Genomic DNA, 20,253 nt, shown 5'->3' with positions numbered 1-20,253 from the left:
TTGGTGCAGTGGGGTGTGCCGGGCGGTGCTTAAGTCGAAGGGGCGCGCTGGGTTCAACTCATCTCTGAAGCCAGATAAGCCGCCAAACCCTGATGGCTGACATCCCGGCGACGCGCGAAGTAGGCGACCTTGTGCCGCAGGGTCGTCGGCAGGAACGCGGTGTGGAGGTCGGGGCGCTGCTCTTCGAGCCCTTGCAGGAGGTTATCGATCAGGGTTTGCGGCGATTGCTCGGCCAGATGTTGCAGTAAAGGCGCAGGCACTCGCCACCACGGGCTCGCTTTGGCGGCTGTGACTGGGCCAGAAGTGACGTTCAGCGACTGGCCATTGATCACGTAGCGCTGGAACACCGGCAATAGCTCATCGCCCGCCTGCTGAAGAATCGGCAGGAATTGAGCACCATCCCAGAACCGTAAGAACACATCCTGACCATCGGGCAGGTAAACCTTGGTCAGTCCTTGCAGGTGTGCAATCACGGTTTCCAGCGGGTAGGTCGATATGGCCAACCACCCCCAATCCGTAGCATCAGTGGAGGCAGCCCATTCCAGGAAAGGGCTGCCCGGCTCGACGATGCCTACATAGGGCATGACCTCGTCCCATGCCGCATAGGCCGTGCCGGCCCAAACGGGGTGCAGGGCGGCCCCGGAGGCGAGCGCCCGCCAAGCGTCAAGGGGTTTGGCGTCGCTGGCAGCGCCCAGCACTGCAAACATTTGTTCGCCAGGCAGCAAAGGTTGATGCATCTTCGTAAATCCCTTTAAAAGTCAGATGGGGCCGCACTGGCCGTTTTTGCAACGCTCGCATTCCTCGCAAAACGGCGCGCTGCGCTTCAGGCTGGCCACTTGTACGCGGCTGAGCGGAGCGGGAATCACCGCCAGCAATGTTTCCTTCTGTCCAGGCGTTAACGGCGCTGCAGCAACAGCAGGCGCACCGCCAAGCTGGATCGGCACACTGCTGTAAATCCCGCCCGCAGACAGCGTGATCGACTGCCCGCCCGCCTGAATCGTGACGGTTGCGCCACCCTCGATCACAACGCTTTGCCCCGCGCCTATCTGAATGGTCTGCCCTGCCCTTACCTGCCGTGAGCCGCCCACCATCAAGTGGTCGTCTTGCTTCAGGTCGGTCAGACGGTTGCCATGGATGATGCGCTGCTCCTCACCTTGCATTTCGTGATGCGACTCACCGTCCACCTTTACCCGAAGGTCATGCAGCACGTGCTGCGTCCAATCCCGCTGGGCGCGCAGGTAGATTTCCTCGGCCCCCTTGCGGTCCTCGATGCGCAGCTCGTTGTAGCCACCCCCACCGGGACTGCTCTGGCTGCGGAAGATGCTGCGGGTCTTGTCCGCCGGCAGGTCGAGGGGAATCTGGGTGGCCGCATTGGGCAGGCAGCCCATGACCAGCGGCATATCCATGTCGCCGTTGACGAAGCCCACCAGCACTTCCATACCCACCCGAGGGATCAATACCGACCCATAACGATCATGCGCCCAGCCGCTGGCAACCCGCAGCCAGCAACTGGAATGGTCGTTGTGTTCGCCGTCGCGATCCCACGCCAACTGCACCTTGACCCGCCCGTATTCGTCGCAATGGATTTCGCTGTCGGCAGGGCCGGTCACCACTGCGTTCTGGTAACCCGCTATTTGAGGCCGAGACATAATCAGAGGTGTTCGAAACGCTATGTCCCAAGGCGTTACAACAAAGTCATTGCTGTAGCCTTGAGGCGACTCATCGCCCACAGACTCCTCAAGCACCTGAGGTTGGTGCCCTACATGGTGCACCTGGGTAACCAGCCACAAATCATTCCATTCCTGACGCGGGTGCCCAGTCATCCTCAAGAACTGCCCTGTCACCAACGCCGGCTGGTCACTAGCGCCACTGGCCTGGCAGTAATCGCTGCGATGACGCTCCAGCAGTCGTTGCGCCAGGTACTTGCCACGCTCACGATCCGTGAAGTGCCCAGGGTAGTGCTGGTCATCCAGGGTGGGCCGTAGCCGACTGGATGCTTCGCTTTCCAACGTCAGGCCCGGCTTCTGGAAATCGTAGTCCCGCAAGCTAACGCCAGTGGTACGCGTCTTCAGTCGCAGGATAAAGCGCTTGATCGCTGGCTCGTCGGCAACCATCCCGGTACCAGGCGAATACGGCGTGGCTTGATCCGGTCTGGCAAAAACGCTTTGATCGTCGCCAAATACCAACAGGTGCCGTTCGGGGCTGTGCTGGAAGTGATAGTGAATGCCCGATTCGGCACATAGACGCTGAATGAACTCCAGATCGGTTTCACCGAACTGAACACAGTATTCACACTGCGGATACTTGCCGCTCAGTTGAAACGCAAAGGCATCACTTTGGATAGCCTGAGCTTCCAATACCTGCGCAATGATCTCGGGCACCGTTTTCTTCTGGAAAATCCGCTGGTGCGTGCTGTGTTCCAGATAAGCCAACTGCGGCACCAGAGTGATCTGGTAACGGGTAAGGCGTCTGCCCGAATCGCCCTGCGCCACCCGATACACCAGGCCATGAATCCCATGACCATGGGCGTCAAACCCCAGGAACGCTTGGCGGTGTAGCAGGCTCTCAAGGTCTTGATCGGATTGTTCGCTGACCAACTCAAGGTCAAAGCGAAAAGGCAGGCTGATGAACTCATCCCCCATAAACCCGTGGACCTGGAATTCACTGGGCTCCCCATCGAGGGTCAGGGTAAAGGCGCTTTGATTGGCAGGAGCGAACATCCGGTGTTTCTCTGCTAGGTGTGGAGGACCGATTCTGCATCACGGCTCCCCCTGGCTGAGCATGCCCCGGATAAATCAGTAAAGCCCTACACAGACGCGTCTGAATCCTCTTCGGAGCGGCGTAAAACGCACGTAAAAAAAGGCCCGCAATCCGTAGGACGCGGGCCTTTCTTTCAACTCACCTGGCACTAAACGCCCAGCGAATTACTTATTGAGGTTGTAGTCTTTTTCCGCAGCATCAAAACGCTCGACCATACCGGCAGTCGGTGCGCCCATCTTGCTCACGAAGTAGATCGCCAGGCTGGCGAAGATGAAGCCTGGGATGATTTCGTACAGACCCAACAGTTCGAAGTGTTTCCACACAATCACAGTAATCGCGCCGACCAGGATACCGGCCAGTGCGCCGTTGCGGGTCATGCCTTTCCAGATCACCGAGATCAGCACCACAGGACCGAACGCGGCACCGAAGCCAGCCCATGCGTAGCTCACCAGGCCCAGTACGCGGTTTTCCGGGTTGGCAGCCATGGCGATGGCGATCAGTGCAACCAGCAGCACCATCAGGCGGCCGACCCATACCAGCTCAAGCTGGGAGGCGTTCTTGCGCAGGAAGGTCTTGTAGAAGTCTTCGGTCAGGGCGCTGGAGCACACCAACAGTTGGCAGCTCAAGGTGCTCATCACCGCCGCCAGAATGGCCGACAGCAGTACGCCTGCAATCCACGGGTTGAACAGCAGCTTGGCCAGTTCGATGAACACACGCTCGTGGTTCTCGGTCACGGGACCTGCCACTTCCGGATGCGCCGAGAAGTAGGCAATACCAAAGAAGCCTACGGCCACGGTGCCGCCCAGGCACAGGATCATCCAGGTCATGGAAATGCGACGTGCCTTGGCAATCGACTTCACCGAATCCGCCGCCATGAAACGCGCAAGGATGTGCGGCTGGCCGAAATAACCCAGGCCCCAACCCATCAGCGAGATGATGCCGATGAAGGTGGTGTTTTTCAGCATGTTGAAGTTGTCAGGGTTCTTGGCTTCGATCGCCAGGAACGTGGTGTCGACGCCACCGGTGGCCAGCAGCACGATGATCGGCGTGAGGATCAGCGCGAAAATCATCAGGGTGGCTTGTACGGTGTCGGTCCAGCTCACGGCCAGGAAACCACCGACGAAGGTGTAGGCAATGGTCGCTGCAGCACCGGCCCACAGGGCAGTCTCGTAGGACATGCCGAAGGTGCTTTCAAACAAACGGGCACCGGCGACGATGCCGGAAGCGCAGTAAATGGTGAAGAACACCAGGATCACCACGGCGGAGATGATCCGCAGCAGGCCGCTCTTGTCTTCGAAACGGCTGGAGAAGTAATCCGGCAGGGTCAGGGCGTCACCGTTGTGCTCGGTCTGGACCCGCAGGCGACCGGCAACGAACAGCCAGTTGAGGTAGGCACCGACGATCAGGCCGATGGCGATCCAGCTTTCCGACAAGCCAGACATGTAGATCGCGCCCGGCAGGCCCATCAACAACCAGCCGCTCATATCGGAAGCGCCGGCCGACAAGGCAGTCACCACGCTACCGAGGCTGCGACCGCCCAGGATGTAATCGGAAAGGTTGTTGGTGGAGCGATAGGCCATGAAGCCGATCAGCACCATTGCTGCGATGTAGATCACGAACGTGATCAGGGTTGGATTACTAACGCTCATAAGAGTGACGCCCTGGCTTTGTTTTTATGTAGCAGCGGTCTGTCAGACGGCCACCCACTGGAAGTAGGTAGACGTAGCTGCGTGCCGCGCATTTATGACTGACGTTTCCCCAGGAAAGCCGTCAGCCGATGAACCGACTCGTTGAGGTGGTTGCACCTTGGGCGCGAATGCTATTCAACAAAGCAAATAAGGTGCAACCAGTTTCGTGAGAATAAGTTGCACCTGGATATGTTTTGCGGAAAACAGCCTGTTTTTGCTCCTTTTCGGAGCAAGAACAGCCGATCTCAGAAGCAAACGCACCAAGGAGGAGCGGAATCCGTCGACGGTGTGTTTCTTTCCCGATCACGATCGAAATTTTCCTGAATAAAAAGGGTTGCACCCGGTTGCACCTATGCATGCGCAAAGCTAATCTTGCCGCCAGCTGATGCCACTCGGTAGTGGCACCCATGAGGATAAGAAAATGGCTACGACCACCCTTGGGGTCAAACTCGACGACCCGACCCGCGAGCGCCTGAAGGCTGCCGCGACCTCCATTGATCGCACGCCGCACTGGCTGATCAAGCAGGCGATTTTCAATTACCTGGAGAAACTGGAGGGTGGTGCAACCCTGACCGAACTCAATGGTTTGAGCAGCAAGGACGTTGACGACGCAGGCGAGGTCCAGACCGACCACGCCCACCAATGCTTCCTTGAGTTCGCCGAGAGCATCCTGCCGCAATCCGTATTGCGCGCCTCGATCACCGCCGCTTACCGCCGCCCTGAGCCGGAAGTGGTGCCGATGCTGATCGAACAGGCTCGCCTGCCAGCGCCAATGGCCGAAGCCACCAACAAGCTGGCCGCCTCGATCGCTGAAAAACTGCGTAACCAGAAGAGTGCCGGCGGCCGTGCCGGTATTGTTCAGGGCCTGCTGCAGGAATTTTCCCTGTCGTCCCAGGAAGGCGTGGCACTGATGTGCCTGGCCGAGGCGCTGCTGCGTATCCCGGACAAGGGCACCCGCGACGCACTGATCCGCGACAAGATCAGCACCGGCAACTGGCAGCCGCACCTGGGCAACAGCCCGTCGCTGTTCGTCAACGCCGCGACCTGGGGCCTGTTGCTGACCGGTAAACTGGTCGCCACCCACAACGAAGCGGGCCTGACCTCGTCCCTGAGCCGCATCATCGGCAAGAGCGGCGAGCCGATGATCCGCAAGGGCGTCGACATGGCGATGCGCCTGATGGGCGAGCAGTTCGTCACCGGCGAAACCATTGCCGAAGCCCTGGCCAACGCGAGCAAGTTCGAAGCAAAAGGCTTCCGCTATTCCTACGACATGCTCGGTGAAGCCGCGCTGACGGAACACGACGCGCAGAAGTACCTGGCCTCGTACGAACAAGCCATCCACTCGATCGGCAAAGCGTCCCACGGCCGTGGGATTTATGAAGGCCCGGGCATTTCCATCAAGCTGTCGGCCCTGCACCCGCGCTACAGTCGTGCGCAATACGAGCGCGTGATGGACGAGTTGTACCCGCGCCTGCTGTCCCTGACCCTGCTGGCCAAGCAATACGACATCGGCTTGAACATCGACGCCGAAGAAGCCGACCGTCTGGAGCTGTCCCTGGACCTGCTCGAACGCCTGTGCTTCGAGCCGCAACTGACCGGCTGGAACGGCATCGGTTTCGTGATCCAGGCCTACCAGAAGCGTTGCCCGTATGTGATCGACTACGTCATCGACCTGGCACGCCGCAGCCGCCATCGCCTGATGATCCGCCTGGTAAAAGGCGCGTACTGGGACAGCGAAATCAAACGCGCCCAGGTTGAAGGCCTGGAGGGCTACCCGGTCTACACCCGCAAGGTGTACACCGACGTTTCCTACATTGCCTGCGCACGCAAACTGCTGTCGGTGCCGGAAGTCATCTACCCGCAGTTCGCCACACACAACGCCCACACGCTGTCGGCCATCTACCATATCGCCGGTCAGAACTATTACCCCGGCCAGTACGAATTCCAATGCCTGCACGGCATGGGCGAACCGCTGTACGAACAGGTTGTAGGCAAGGTTTCCGAAGGCAAGCTGAACCGTCCGTGCCGTGTGTACGCACCGGTTGGCACCCACGAAACGCTGCTGGCTTACCTGGTGCGTCGCCTGTTGGAAAACGGCGCGAATACCTCGTTCGTCAACCGCATTGCCGACCAGTCCATCTCCATTCAGGAGCTGGTGGCCGATCCAGTGGCCAGCATCGAGCAAATGGCCACGCTGGAAGGCGGCTTCGGCCTGCCGCACCCGCGCATCCCCTTGCCGCGTGACCTGTACGGCAGCGAGCGCGCCAACTCGGCCGGTATCGACCTGGCCAACGAACACCGCTTGGCGTCGCTGTCCTGCGCCTTGCTGGCCACCGCGCACAACCACTGGAAAGCGGCGCCGATGCTCGGTTGCGCCTCCAGCGAGCAACCCGCAGCACCGGTACTGAACCCGTCCGACCTGCGTGACGTGGTCGGTCATGTGCAAGAAGCCACCGTTCAAGACGTCGACAACGCTATCCAGTGCGCCATCAGCGCTGGCCCGATCTGGCAGGCCACCCCGCCCGCCGAGCGCGCTGCGATCCTGGAACGTGCCGCCGACCTGATGGAAGGCGAGATCCAACCGCTGATGGGCCTGCTGGCTCGCGAAGCCGGCAAGACCTTCGCCAACGCCATCGCCGAAGTGCGTGAAGCCGTGGATTTCCTGCGCTACTACGCGGTGCAGGCACGCAACGACTTCACCAACGACGCCCACCGCCCGCTGGGCCCGGTGGTCTGCATCAGCCCGTGGAACTTCCCGCTGGCGATCTTCAGCGGCCAAGTCGCCGCCGCATTGGCTGCTGGCAACCCGGTACTGGCCAAGCCTGCCGAGCAAACCCCGTTGGTCGCCGCGCAAGCCGTGCGCATCCTGTTGGAAGCCGGTATTCCGGAAGGCGTGCTGCAATTGCTGCCGGGCCAAGGCGAAACCGTCGGTGCCCGCCTGGTGGGTGATGATCGCGTCAAAGGCGTGATGTTCACTGGCTCCACCGAAGTGGCGCGCCTGCTGCAACGCAACGTCGCCGGTCGTCTGGATGCCCAGGGCCGTCCGATCCCGTTGATCGCTGAAACCGGTGGCCAGAACGCGATGATCGTCGACTCCTCGGCGCTGACCGAACAAGTGGTCATCGACGTGGTGTCCTCGGCCTTCGACAGTGCAGGCCAACGCTGCTCGGCCCTGCGCGTGCTGTGCCTGCAGGAAGATTCGGCAGACCGTGTCATCGAAATGCTCAAGGGCGCCATGGCGGAATGCCGCTTGGGTAACCCGGAGCGCCTGTCCGTCGACATCGGCCCGGTGATCGACGCCGAAGCCAAGGCCGGCATCGAGAAACACATCCAGGCCATGCGCGACAAAGGCCGCAATGTGTACCAGGTAGCGATTGCCGACGGTGAAGAGATCAAGCGTGGCACCTTCGTGATGCCGACCCTGATCGAGTTGGAAAGCTTCGACGAACTGCAACGCGAGATCTTCGGCCCAGTGCTGCACGTGGTGCGCTACAAGCGCAAAGAGATCGACCAGCTCATCGGCCAGATCAACGCTTCCGGCTATGGCCTGACCCTGGGCGTGCACACCCGTATCGACGAGACCATCGCCAAGGTGATCGACAACGTCCATGCCGGTAACGTCTATGTGAACCGCAACATCGTCGGCGCTGTGGTCGGCGTGCAACCGTTCGGCGGCGAAGGCCTGTCGGGCACTGGCCCGAAAGCCGGTGGCCCGCTGTACCTGTACCGCCTGCTGTCGACGCGTCCTACGGATGCCATTGAGCAATCCTTCGTACGCGGCGACGCCTTGGCCGCACCGGACGTGCGCCTGCGTGACGCCATGAGCCAGCCGCTGACCGCCCTGAAAACCTGGGCCGACAGCAATAAGTTCAGCGACCTGAGTGCCCTGTGCAGCCAGTTCGCCGCGCAATCGCAAAGCGGTATCACCCGCCAACTGGCTGGCCCGACCGGCGAACGCAACAGCTACGCCATCCTGCCCCGCGAGCACGTACTGTGCCTGGCGGAAGTGGAAGGCGATCTGCTGACGCAGCTGGCGGCAGTGTTGGCTGTGGGCGGCTCGGCGGTATGGCCCGAATCCGACCTGACCAAGGCCTTGTTCCCACGCCTGCCTAAAGAGATTCAGGCGAAGATCAAGCGCGTGGCCGACTGGACCAAGGACGACGTGGTGTTTGACGCTGTTCTGCATCACGGTGATTCCGATCAATTGCGTGCGGTGTGCCAGCAAGTGGCGCAGCGTGGTGGTGCGATTGTCGGCGTGCATGGCTTGTCGCAGGGCGAGACGGCGATTGCGCTGGAGCGCTTGGTGATCGAGCGGGCATTGAGCGTTAACACCGCTGCGGCGGGCGGTAACGCCAGCCTGATGACCATCGGCTAACCCTGTGGGAGCGGGCTTGCTCGCGAATGCGGAGTGTCAGTCACCTAATGTACTGACTGATCCACCGCTTTCGCGAGCAAGCCCGCTCCCACATTGACCGTGTTCCACCTTCCGACCGCGTTTTGTCCTTCCATCACCCAAATCAATCTTGCTATCCACCCTCCATTCGCGCACTTAGACTCAGGCCAATTCCTCTAAAGGTAAGCCGCCATGTCCGAGACGCTGCTCAGTTCCCGCAATCTGGCTTTCGAGCTGTATGAAGTCCTCGATGCCGAGGGTCTGACCCAGCGCGAGCGGTTTGCCGACCACAATCGTGAAACCTTCGACGCGGCCATCAGCACCGCGCGCACTATCGCCGAGAAGTATTTCGCGCCCCACAACCGCAAGAACGACGAAAACGAACCGCGCTTTGAAGACGGCAAGGCGATCCTGATTCCGGAAGTGAAACCGGCGGTGGATGCTTTTCTGGAAGCCGGCTTTCTCAACGCCGCGCGCAGTTTCGAAGCCGGTGGCATGCAACTGCCGACCCTGCTGTCCCAAGCCTGTTTTGCGCATTTCCAGTCGGCCAACGCCGCATCCACGTCCTACCCGTTCCTGACCATGGGCGCCGCCAACCTGATTGAAAGCTTCGGCACCGAGGATCAGAAACAACGCTTCCTGCAACCGATGATCGACGGCCGTTTCTTCGGCACCATGGCCCTCACCGAACCCCACGCCGGTTCTTCGCTGTCAGATATTCGTACACGCGCAGAGCCTGCGGCTGACGGCAGCTATCGACTCAAAGGCAACAAGATCTTCATTTCCGGCGGCGACCACCCGCTGTCGGAAAACATCGTGCACATGGTGCTGGCCAAACTGCCGGACGCGCCGGCCGGGGTGAAGGGCATTTCGCTGTTTATCGTGCCCAAGTTCCTGGTCAACGACGACGGCAGCCTGGGCGAGCGCAACGATGTGTTGCTGGCGGGGCTGTTCCACAAGATGGGCTGGCGTGGCACCACGTCTACCGCGCTGAACTTCGGCGATAACGGGAATTGCGTCGGCTATCTGGTGGGCAAGCCGCACCAGGGGTTGAGCTGCATGTTCCAGATGATGAACGAGGCGCGGATTGGTGTCGGCATGGGCGCGGTCATGCTCGGTTACGCCGGCTACCTCTACTCCTTGGAGTACGCCCGCGAACGCCCGCAAGGTCGCCTGCCCGACAGTAAAGATCCCACGACCGCACCGGTCTCGATCATTCAGCACGCGGACATCAAGCGCATGCTGCTCACCCAAAAATCCTACGTGGAAGGCGCCTTCGACCTCGGCCTCTACGCTGCGCGGCTGTTCGACGACACCACCACCCTAGGCACCGAAACCGAGCGCAAGCAAGCCCACGAACTGCTCGACCTGCTCACGCCCATCGTCAAATCCTGGCCGTCGGAGTTCTGCCTCAAGGCCAACGAACTGGCGATCCAGATTCTCGGCGGCCATGGCTACACCCGCGAATACCCGGTGGAGCAGTACTACCGCGACAACCGCCTGAACCCGATCCACGAAGGCACCCATGGCATCCAGTCCCTGGATCTGCTCGGGCGCAAACTGGCGCAGAACGGCGGCGCGGGCTTGAAGCAACTCATCCGAATGATCGCCGAAACCGGCGCCCGCGCCCAGGAATACCCAAGCCTTAACGCGCTGAGGGAGCCGCTGGAACAACTGGTCAACCGCCTGCAAAGCGTCACCCTCGGTTTGCTGACGGATCTCGCCCACGGCAAGGTCAACAGCAGCCTGGCGAATTCGGCGCTGTACTTGAAGGTGTTCGGGCATACGGTGATTGGCTGGCGCTGGCTGGAACAGGCGATTCGCGCCGAAGCCGGCTTGGCCAAGGGCAATGCGGCGGATGTGGCCTTCTATAAAGGCAAGCTCCAGGCCGCCCGGTACTTCCTGACCTGGGAAGTGCCGAGCTGCCATCATGAACTGGCAATCTTGGAGGCCCGTGATGACACGTGCCTCGGCATGCAAGATGAGTGGTTCTAAGGCGTTCCGATCGCCTTGGAAATCACATCGACCGTGGCGCTGACTTGCTCTTGGTAACGGTCGAGTTCCTGCTGGTGCGCCTGCTGCATTTCGATCTGCTCGGCGCACAGGTTCAGCGCCGCCAGCACCAGTAGCTTGTCACCAATCAGGGTCGGGTACTTCTTCTTGGTGGTGGCCAGGGACGCCTTGAGCAGGGTCACGGCGTGCATCAGGGTTTTCTCTTCCCCGGCCGGAGCCTTGATCGAGTAATCCTCTCCGAGAATCGAAACGACCTTTATCCCTTCACTCATGCGCCGACAGGCCCTGCGCTCACACGCTCAACCAGCGCCTGGATACGTGCGGCGGTGGCGCCGTGCTTTTCTTCCTGTTCCATCAGGTTCAGTTGCAGGCTGTCGTTCTCGTCCTTGGCGCGGGCCAGTTCCGCCTTGAGGGATTCGTTGGTGCCCAGCAGGTCCTGGTTCTGCTGTACCAGGTCGCTGACCAGTTGTTCCAATTGGCTGAGGGATGCTTCTAACATTTTGATTTCTCGGGCTTTTTCAAAGGGCGGTGACGATAAAGAAAATTCACCTCGGATGCCAGGGTTATCCCCGGCGCGCAGCCCGATTTTTAAGGGCCGGGCCGCACTTTCGAGCCTTAGTGACTGCATTTACCGGATCTGGTTCCTGAATCGGCCAAAACCCTCGTCAGATGCGACAAAACCGCACACGCCCCTTTAGACTTTAGTCGTACGACCGATAGAGAGGGACACCCCGTCTCATGGCCGCACGGATCGCGCTTCTCCCCCAGGATTCCCGCATGTCGCTTCGTAATATGAATATCGCTCCGAGGGCCTTCCTCGGCTTCGCGTTTATTGGCGCGCTGATGTTGTTTCTCGGTGTGTTTGCCCTGAACCAGATGAGCAAGATCCGTGGCGCCACCGAAGACATCACCCTGTCCAGCGTGCCGAGCATTCGTGCCCTCGATGAATTTACCCAGCTGACCCTGCGCCTGCGGGTGCTGTCGTACCGCCTGCTGACCAACCGCGAGCCGGAGGTTCAGCAAAAGACCCTGGAAGCCTTTGAACTGCGTAACCAGCAGATTCGCGCGGCCCAGGGCATCTACGAAAAACTCATTGAAAGCAGCGAAGAGCGCTCGACCTACGACGAATACGTGCGCCTGCTGGGCCAATACCATCAGATTGAAGAGCGCATGAAGAGCCTGTCGCGCGCCAATCAAGTGGAGGAACTGCGCGCCCTGCTCAACACCGAGCTGCTGAGCAACTCCGAGCAGGTCAACGCCGTGCTCACCCGTCTGCTGGACATCAACAACAAGATGGCCCTGGCTACCAATAAAGACGCCGAAGACCAATACAACATGGCCTTCAACATGGTGGTGAGCCTGCTGGTGATCGCCACCCTGCTGACCCTGCTGTTTGCGTGGCTGCTGACCCGCAGCATCACCCTGCCCATTTCCCAGGCACTCGAAGCCGCCGAAGAAGTGGCCGAAGGCAACCTGACGCGGCCGATCAAGGTCGACGGTAACGACGAAGCCGGGCGCCTGCTGGCCGCCATGGCCAAGATGCAGGACAAGCTGCGCGACACCCTGCAACGCATCGCCGGGTCAGCGACCCAGTTGGCGTCGGCTGCCGAGGAACTGAACGCCGTCACGGACGAAAGCGCCCGTGGCCTGACCCAGCAGAACAACGAAATCGAACAAGCCGCCACGGCGGTGAACGAGATGACCAGCGCCGTCGAAGAAGTCGCCCGCAATGCGGTGAGCACCTCCGAAGCTTCGCGCAATGCCACCACCTCCGCCGGCGATGGCCGTGACCTGGTGCAGGAAACGGTCAGCGCCATCGAACGCATGAGCGGCGACGTGCAGGCCACGGCCACGCTGATTGGCGACCTGGCCAACGAGTCGCGCGACATCGGCAAGGTGCTGGATGTGATTCGCGGCCTGGCCGACCAGACCAACCTGCTGGCCCTGAACGCAGCGATTGAAGCGGCGCGTGCCGGTGAAGCCGGTCGCGGTTTTGCGGTAGTGGCCGATGAAGTGCGCGCCCTGGCCCATCGCACGCAGCAATCGACCAGCGAGATTGAGCGGATGATCGGCAGTATCCAGGCCGGCACCGAGCACGCGGTGGATTCGATGCGCAACAGCACCGAACGCGCCGAATCGACGCTGAACATCGCCAAAGGAGCGGGGATGTCGCTGGATACCATCAATACCGCTATCGTCGAAATCAACGAACGCAACCTGGTGATCGCCAGCGCAGCGGAAGAGCAGGCCCAAGTGGCGCGGGAAGTGGATCGCAACCTGGTGAATATCCGCGATCTGTCGGTGCAATCAGCGACCGGCGCCAGCCAGACCAGTGCGGCGAGCAGTGAGCTGTCGCGCCTGGCGGTGGATTTGAACGGGATGGTCGGCCGCTTCCGCCTGTAACTGACCCCGACCGACTGTAGTGAGCGGGCTTGCCCCGCGCTGGGCTGCGAAGCAGCCCCAAAACCAGTCACCGCATACTGTCTGTAACCATGAGGTGTACCTGTTGGGGCTGCTCCGCAGCCCAGCGCAGGGCAAGCCTGCTCACTACAAGGGCCCTGCCCACCACAGCAAGCCAGCTTCCACATTAACCCTGCACGAATCAGAAAAAGCTTTTTGACAGCGCAGCAATTCAACAGGTTAGAATCGCTGGCACGCAGACTGCATGGTCAGTTTGCGCCCCGTCTTGTTTGCTCATGGAGTACTGCCTTTGAATGCGACGACCATCAACAGCCTGTTCTTGATCGGCGCGTTGCTGGTGAGTGCGAGCATTCTGGTGAGTTCTCTTTCGTCCCGCCTGGGTATCCCGATCCTGGTGATCATCCTGGCCGTGGGCATGGTCGCCGGCGTCGATGGCGGCGGCATCATCTTTGATAACTACCCAACCGCCTACCTGGTGGGCAACCTCGCCCTGGCCGTGATCCTGCTCGATGGCGGTTTGCGCACACGGGTGGCGAGTTTCCGCGTGGCACTCTGGCCGGCGTTGTCGCTGGCCACGGTGGGGGTGTTGATTACCACCGGCCTCACCGGCATGGCTGCGGCCTGGCTGTTTGACCTCAATATCATCCAAGGCCTGTTGATCGGTGCAATTGTCGGCTCCACGGACGCCGCGGCGGTGTTCTCGCTGCTCGGCGGCAAGGGCCTCAACGAACGGGTCACTGCCAGCCTGGAAATCGAATCCGGCAGCAACGACCCCATGGCGGTGTTCCTCACCGTCACCTTGATCGACATGCTGGCCAGCGGCCAGACCGGCCTGCACTGGAGCCTGCTGACTCACTTGGTGCGTGAGTTCGGCATCGGCGGCGTGGTCGGCCTGGGTGGCGGCTGGCTGATGCTGCAAATGGTCAACCGCATCAACCTGGCCACCGGCCTGTACCCGATCCTGGTGATCGCCGGCGGCCTGTTCGTATTCGCCGTAACCAACGCCCTGCACGGCAGCGGCTTCCTCGCCGTGTACCTGTGCGGCCTGGTGATCGGCAACCGCCCGGTGCGCAGCCGTCATGGCATTTTGCACATGCTCGACGGCATGGCCTGGCTGGCGCAGATCGGCATGTTCCTGGTGCTGGGCCTGCTGGTCACGCCCCATGATCTGCTGCCCATCGCCCTGCCAGCCCTGGGCCTGGCGCTGTGGATGATCCTGTTTGCACGGCCATTGTCGGTGATGGTCGGCCTGCTGCCGTTCAAGGCGTTCCACGGTCGTGAGAAAGCCTTTATCGCCTGGGTCGGCCTACGCGGCGCGGTGCCGATCATTCTGGCGGTGTTCCCGCTGATGGCCGGCCTGCCCCATGCGCAGCTGTACTTCAACCTGGCGTTCTTTATCGTGTTGGTGTCGCTGCTGGTGCAGGGCACGAGCCTGCCGTGGGTGGCCAAGCTGCTCAAGGTCACCGTACCGCCGGACCCGGCGCCGATTTCCCGTGCCGCGCTGGAAGTGCACGTCACCAGCGAGTGGGAGCTGTTCGTCTATCGCCTGGGCGCGGAAAAATGGTGCATCGGCGCTGCCCTGCGTGAGCTGAAAATGCCCGAAGGCACGCGGATCGCCGCGCTGTTCCGTGGCCAGCAGCTGCTCCATCCGTCGGGTAGTACCGTGCTGGAAGTCGACGATTTGCTCTGCGTGATCGGCCATGAACACAACCTGCCGGCCCTGGGCAAACTGTTCAGCCAGGCCCCGCAACGCGGTCTGGACCTGCGTTTCTTCGGCGACTTCGTGCTGGAAGGCGACGCCCAGCTGGGCGCGGTTTCCGCGCTGTACGGCCTGAAGCTGGAGGGCATCGACCCGGACATGCCGCTGAGCAGTTTCATCACCCAGAAAGTCGGCGGCGCGCCCATCGTCGGCGACCAGGTGGAGTGGAACAACACCATCTGGACCGTCGCGGTCATGGACGGGAACAAGATCGGCAAAGTGGGCGTCAGATTCCCCGAAGGAAGTCGCCCGGGCCCCGGACTCTTCCTCTAAACTGCGGGGCGACGACGCCCCGATTCTTCACCTTGCAAGACCGGTCTCTATGCCTACCCTGCGCACGTTCCTCGCCACCGCCCTGCTGGGCTTGACCCTTTGTGTCGGCACCGTTCACGCGGCCGACCCGCCCAGCGCCGACGCCATCCAGCAAACCCTGGACAAGCTGCCCGACCGCAAGCTGCCCGACGCAGACATGAAGGCCCTGCAGACCATCCTGCAGCAGACCCTGACCTACCTGGGCAACCAGCAGGATTACGAGCAGCGCCTGGTCGACCTCAAGCGCCAACTGGAAGACGCGCCGCGCCAGACCGCCGACAACCAGCGCGAGCTGACCCGGCTCAAGGCCACCAAAATCATCCCGGTCGCCCAGCGCTACGCCACCCTGCCGGTGCCGCAACTGGAGCAACTGCTGGTGCAGCGCACCACCCAACAAGGCGACCTGCAAAAAGAACTGGCCGACGCCAACAGCCTGTCCATCGCCGCCCAGACCCGCCCCGAACGCGCCCAGACCGAAATCAGCAGCAGCCAGACGCGCATCCTGCAGATCAATTCGATCCTCAAGGCCGGCAAAGACAACGGCAAGGCTCTCAGCGGCGACCAGCGCAACCAACTCAATGCCGAGCTCGCCGCCCTCAACGCACTGATCCCGCTGCGCCGCCAGGAACTGGCCGGCAACAGCCAACTGCAAGACCTGGGCAACAGCCAGCACGACCTGGTAATGGAAAAAACCGCGCGCCTGGAACAAGAGATCCAGGACCTGCAAACCCTGATCAACCAGAAACGCCTGGCCCAATCCCAACAAACGGTGACCCAGCAGTCCATCGAAGCGCAAAAAGCCGGCGGCAGCAGCCTGCTCGCCACCGAGAGCGCGGCCAACCTGAAGCTGTCCGACTACCTGCTCAAAAGCACCGACCGCCTCAATGACCTGACCCAGAAGAACCTGAAAACCAAGCAACAACTCGACACGGTGACCCAGAGCGACTCGGCCCTGGACGAGCAGATCAACGTGCTCAAGGGCAGCCTGTTGCTGTCCAAGATTCTCTATAAACAGAAACAAGCCTTGCCACGCCTGACCGTGGACCGCGACTTGGCGGACGACATTGCCAACATTCGCCTGTACCAGTTCGAGGTGAACCAGCAGCGCGAACTGATCAGTTCGCCCAGCGCCTATGTGGATAACTTGCTGGCGAACCAAGCGCCGGAAGACGTCACCCCGCAACTGCGCCGCACCCTGCTGGAATTGGCGATCACCCGCAGCGACCTGCTGGAGCGCCTGAGCCGTGAGTTGAGCGCGCTGCTCAATGAATCCATCACCCTGCAACTGAACCAGAAACAACTGCTCAGCACCGCCACCACCCTGCGCGCGACGCTGGATGAGCAGATGTTCTGGATCCCCAGCAACAAGCCGCTGGACACCGAATGGCTGGAAACCGTGCCGGCGCACCTGAGCAAGCAAGTCGCCACCCTGCCCTGGGCCTCCAGCGTCAGCGAGCTGTATGACGGCCTGACCCAGCGCCCGCTGCTGTTCCTGCCGCTGCTGCTGTTGATTGGCGCGCTGCTATGGCGCCGTAAAAACCTGTACCAGCGCCTGAACAAGGTGCATCTGGATATTGGCCACTTCAAGCGCGACAGCCAGTGGCACACGCCCCAGGCCATCCTGATCAATATCCTGCTGGCGATGCCGGTGTCCCTCGGCCTGGCGCTGTGCGGCTACGCGCTGCAGATCGACGCCCGTGGGCAGAACGCCAACCTTGGTTCGGCCCTGCTGCAGATCGCCCAGGCCTGGCTGGTGTTCTATACCGCTTATCGCATCCTGGCGCCGGGTGGCGTGGCCGAGTTGCACTTCCGCTGGGAAAAACCCCAGGTCGAATTCCTGCAAGGCTGGGTGCGCAAACTCGGGCTGGTGGTATTAGCCCTGGTGGCCGTGGTGGCCATTGCCGAGCACCAACCGGCAGCGCTGGCCGACGACGTGCTGGGCATCGGCGTGGTACTCACCTGCTACGCACTGATGGCCTGGCTGCTCGGCCGCCTGTTGCTCAACAGCCCGACCCATGAAAAAGCCTCGCTGTTCCGCAAGGCCGTGGGCCTGTTGTTTACCGCGCTGCCGGTCGCGTTGTTTATCGCCGTGTGCTTTGGCTACTACTACACCGCGCTCAAGCTCAGTGACCGACTGATCAACACCCTGTACCTGCTGATGTTCTGGCTGGTGATCGAAGCCACCTTCGTTCGCGGCCTGGGCGTTGCCGCCCGGCGCCTGGCCTATGCGCGTGCCCTGGCCAAACGCCAGGCCGCCAAGGAAGCCGGCGACGGTGAAGCGGTGATCGAAGAACCGACCCTGGACATCGAACAGGTCAACGAACAGTCCATGCGCCTGATCCGCCTGGCCTTGCTCGGCGGCTTTATCGCGGCGCTGTACTGGGTGTGGTCGGACCTGATCTCGGTGTTTTCGTACCTGGATAACGTCACGTTGTACGAATACACCAGCGGCACCGGCGCCAATATCAGCATGGTGCCGATCAGCATCGGTGACCTGCTCGGCGCGCTGATCATCATCGGCATCACTTTCGCCCTGGCGCGCAACCTGCCCGGTCTGCTCGAAGTGCTGGTGCTGTCCAAGCTGGACCTGGCCCAAGGCAGCGCCTATGCGACCACCACGCTGCTGTCGTATGTGATTGCCGGCGTCGGCTTCGTCTCCACCTTGTCCACCCTCGGCGTGAGCTGGGACAAGTTGCAATGGCTGGTGGCGGCGCTGTCGGTGGGCTTGGGCTTTGGTATGCAGGAGATCTTCGCCAACTTTATCTCCGGCATCATGATCCTGTTCGAACGCCCGGTGCGCATCGGCGACACCATCACCATCGGCAACCTGTCGGGTACGGTGAGCAAGATCCGCATCCGCGCCACCACGATCACCGACTTCGATCGCAAGGACATCATTGTCCCGAACAAAACCTTCATCACCGGGCAACTGATCAACTGGTCGCTGACCGACACCATCACCCGCGTCACCCTCAAACTGGGCGTGGACTACGGCTCAGACCTGGACTTGGTGAAGGAATTGTTACTCAAGGCCGCCAGGGAAAACCCGCGGGTCCTGAAAGAACCAGAACCGCACGTGTACTTCCTCAATTTCGGTGAAAGCACCCTCGACCACGAACTGCGCATGCACGTGCGCGACCTGGGTGACCGCAACCCGGTGCTGGACGAGGTCAACCGCTACATCAACCGCGAATTCAAGAAGCAGCACATCAACATCTCGTTTCGGCAGATGGAGGTGTACCTGAAGAACATGCACGGCCAGGAATACAAACTGGTGCCGGTCGAAGATGACCGCAAGACCCTCGTCGGACCTGCGACAGAGCAAGATGCCCCCGAGCCGCCACCCGGCAAAGTCGACGACGCGCCTGAACCGCCGCCGAGCAAACTCGACTAACCGCGCTATCCCCAGCAGAATGCTCGGACATTCTGCTGGAGATGGCCGGTGAAAGCCCTCGACGAACTGACCTTCGACAACCGCTTCGCACGCCTGGGCGACGCGTTCTCGACCCACGTGTTGCCTGAGCCCCTCGACGCGCCGCGCCTGGTTGTAGCGAGTGAGGCCGCGATGGCCCTGCTCGATCTTGACCCCGCTGTTGCCCAAACGCCGGTATTTGCCGAATTGTTTGGCGGGCACAAATTGTGGGCCGAAGCGGAGCCCCGGGCGATGGTCTATTCCGGGCATCAGTTCGGCGGCTACACCCCGCAACTGGGCGACGGCCGTGGCTTGTTGCTCGGCGAGGTGTACAACGAAGCGGGCGAGCACTGGGACCTGCACCTCAAGGGCGCCGGCATGACGCCCTACTCACGCATGGGCGATGGACGCGCCGTGTTGCGCTCCTCAATCCGCGAGTTCCTGGCCTCCGAAGCGCTGCACGCGCTGGGCATCCCCAGCAGCCGCGCGCTGTGCGTGATCGGCTCCGACACACCCGTGTGGCGCGAGAAGCAGGAACGCGGCGCGATGGTATTGCGCATGGCACACAGCCATATCCGCTTCGGGCATTTCGAATACTTCTACTACACCAAAAAGCCCGAACAGCAGGCACTGTTGGCCGAACACGTGTTGAACCTGCACTACCCCGAGTGCCGCGAACAGCCCGAGCCGTACCTGGCGATGTTCCGCGAAATCGTCGAGCGCAATGCCGAGCTGATCGCCAAGTGGCAGGCTTATGGCTTCTGCCACGGCGTGATGAACACCGACAACATGTCGATCCTGGGCATCACCTTCGACTTCGGGCCGTTTGCGTTTCTGGATGACTTTGACGCGCACTTCATCTGCAACCACTCGGACCATGAAGGGCGCTATTCCTTCAGCAATCAGGTGCCAATCGGACAGTGGAACTTGAGTGCATTGGCGCAAGCACTGACGCCGTTTATCAGCGTCGACGCCTTGAAAGAAGCGCTTGGGCTGTACCTGCCGCTGTATCAAGCGAACTACCTGGACCTGATGCGCCGCCGCCTGGGACTCACCACCGCCGAAGACGATGACCAGCAGCTGGTCGAGCGTTTATTGAAGCTGATGCAAAACAGCGGCGTGGATTACACCCTGTTTTTCCGCCGCCTGGGGGATGAGTCGGCGGCGTTGGCCGTGGCGCGGTTGCGCGATGACTTTGTCGACCTGGCCGGGTTTGATGCCTGGGCCGAACAGTACAAGGCGCGTGTTGCACGGGATGGGGACTACAGCGAGGAACAGCGCCGTGCGCGGATGCACGCGGTGAACCCGCTGTACATCTTGCGCAACTATCTTGCGCAAAACGCCATCGCAGCCGCTGAATCCGGGGATTACAGCGAGGTGCGGCGGCTGCATGCGGTGCTTTCAAAGCCGTTTGAGGAGCAAGCGGGGATGGAGCAATACGCACAGCGTCCGCCGGATTGGGGGAAGCATTTGGAGATTAGTTGTTCGTCGTAGG

Annotated in this window: 11 protein-coding genes and 1 pseudogene; 7 read left to right on the top strand and 5 right to left on the bottom strand. The window is 61.3% G+C overall.

The window, feature by feature from the left end; all coding sequences use genetic code 11:
- Positions 1-53 precede the first annotated feature (53 nt).
- The 3 genes from HX823_RS08010 to putP all read right to left on the bottom strand — a co-directional run bounded on the left by HX823_RS08010 (position 54) and on the right by putP (position 4,409).
- Complete coding sequence (locus tag HX823_RS08010) at positions 54-737, bottom strand: DUF4123 domain-containing protein (RefSeq protein ID WP_177074593.1); 684 nt, start codon at positions 735-737, stop codon at positions 54-56.
- A 21-nt stretch (positions 738-758) separates the two neighbouring features.
- Positions 759-2,720, bottom strand: a complete 1,962-nt coding sequence (locus tag HX823_RS08005; RefSeq protein WP_177074592.1) for a type VI secretion system tip protein VgrG — start codon at positions 2,718-2,720, stop codon at positions 759-761.
- A 204-nt stretch (positions 2,721-2,924) separates the two neighbouring features.
- Entirely contained in the window at positions 2,925-4,409 is a 1,485-nt protein-coding gene (gene putP / locus HX823_RS08000) for a sodium/proline symporter PutP (protein WP_038844382.1), read from the bottom strand.
- A 460-nt stretch (positions 4,410-4,869) separates the two neighbouring features.
- On the opposite strand from putP, the gene putA reads away from it, so the two are divergent.
- Together putA and HX823_RS07990 are read left to right on the top strand one after the other, a co-directional pair.
- Positions 4,870-8,823: a trifunctional transcriptional regulator/proline dehydrogenase/L-glutamate gamma-semialdehyde dehydrogenase gene (gene putA / locus HX823_RS07995; RefSeq protein WP_177074591.1), complete on the top strand. Its 3,954-nt coding sequence runs from the start codon at positions 4,870-4,872 to the stop codon at positions 8,821-8,823.
- Between the two features lie 210 nt (positions 8,824-9,033).
- A complete protein-coding gene (locus HX823_RS07990) occupies positions 9,034-10,836 on the top strand; it encodes an acyl-CoA dehydrogenase (RefSeq protein WP_177074590.1) in 1,803 nt (600 codons plus the stop codon).
- Here the strand turns inward: HX823_RS07990 and HX823_RS07985 are convergent.
- Positions 10,833-11,126, bottom strand: coding sequence for a cell division protein ZapA (locus HX823_RS07985; protein ID WP_016977202.1), 294 nt, complete (start codon positions 11,124-11,126; stop codon positions 10,833-10,835). The genes HX823_RS07990 and HX823_RS07985 overlap by 4 nt on opposite strands.
- Positions 11,123-11,353: a hypothetical protein gene (locus tag HX823_RS07980; RefSeq protein WP_016977201.1), complete on the bottom strand. Its 231-nt coding sequence runs from the start codon at positions 11,351-11,353 to the stop codon at positions 11,123-11,125. Before HX823_RS07980 ends, HX823_RS07985 begins: the two co-directional genes overlap by 4 nt.
- A 239-nt stretch (positions 11,354-11,592) precedes the next feature.
- Here HX823_RS07980 and HX823_RS32275 point away from each other — a divergent pair.
- The 5 genes and pseudogenes from HX823_RS32275 to selO all read left to right on the top strand — a co-directional run.
- Positions 11,593-12,354 (top strand): annotated as a pseudogene (locus HX823_RS32275) (MCP four helix bundle domain-containing protein); the annotation flags it as partial.
- Positions 12,355-12,384: 30 nt separating this feature from the next.
- Positions 12,385-13,257 carry a methyl-accepting chemotaxis protein gene (locus HX823_RS32270; protein WP_370694346.1) on the top strand — a complete coding sequence of 291 codons (873 nt, stop codon included), beginning with the start codon at positions 12,385-12,387 and terminating at the stop codon, positions 13,255-13,257.
- Positions 13,258-13,564: 307 nt separating this feature from the next.
- A complete protein-coding gene (locus tag HX823_RS07970; protein WP_038846484.1) occupies positions 13,565-15,307 on the top strand; it encodes a potassium/proton antiporter in 1,743 nt (580 codons plus the stop codon).
- A 49-nt stretch (positions 15,308-15,356) separates the two neighbouring features.
- Positions 15,357-18,740: a mechanosensitive channel MscK gene (mscK, locus tag HX823_RS07965; RefSeq protein WP_177074588.1), complete on the top strand. Its 3,384-nt coding sequence runs from the start codon at positions 15,357-15,359 to the stop codon at positions 18,738-18,740.
- A gap of 48 nt (positions 18,741-18,788) precedes the next feature.
- Positions 18,789-20,252, top strand: coding sequence for a protein adenylyltransferase SelO (gene selO, locus HX823_RS07960; RefSeq protein ID WP_177074587.1), 1,464 nt, complete (start codon positions 18,789-18,791; stop codon positions 20,250-20,252).
- Position 20,253 lies beyond the last annotated feature (1 nt).

This window comes from Pseudomonas sp. P7759 (assembly GCF_013386445.1).
GTDB classification, from domain to species: Bacteria; Pseudomonadota; Gammaproteobacteria; order Pseudomonadales; family Pseudomonadaceae; genus Aquipseudomonas; species Aquipseudomonas azotoformans_A.
This window is presented reverse-complemented; position numbering and strand designations above follow the sequence as displayed.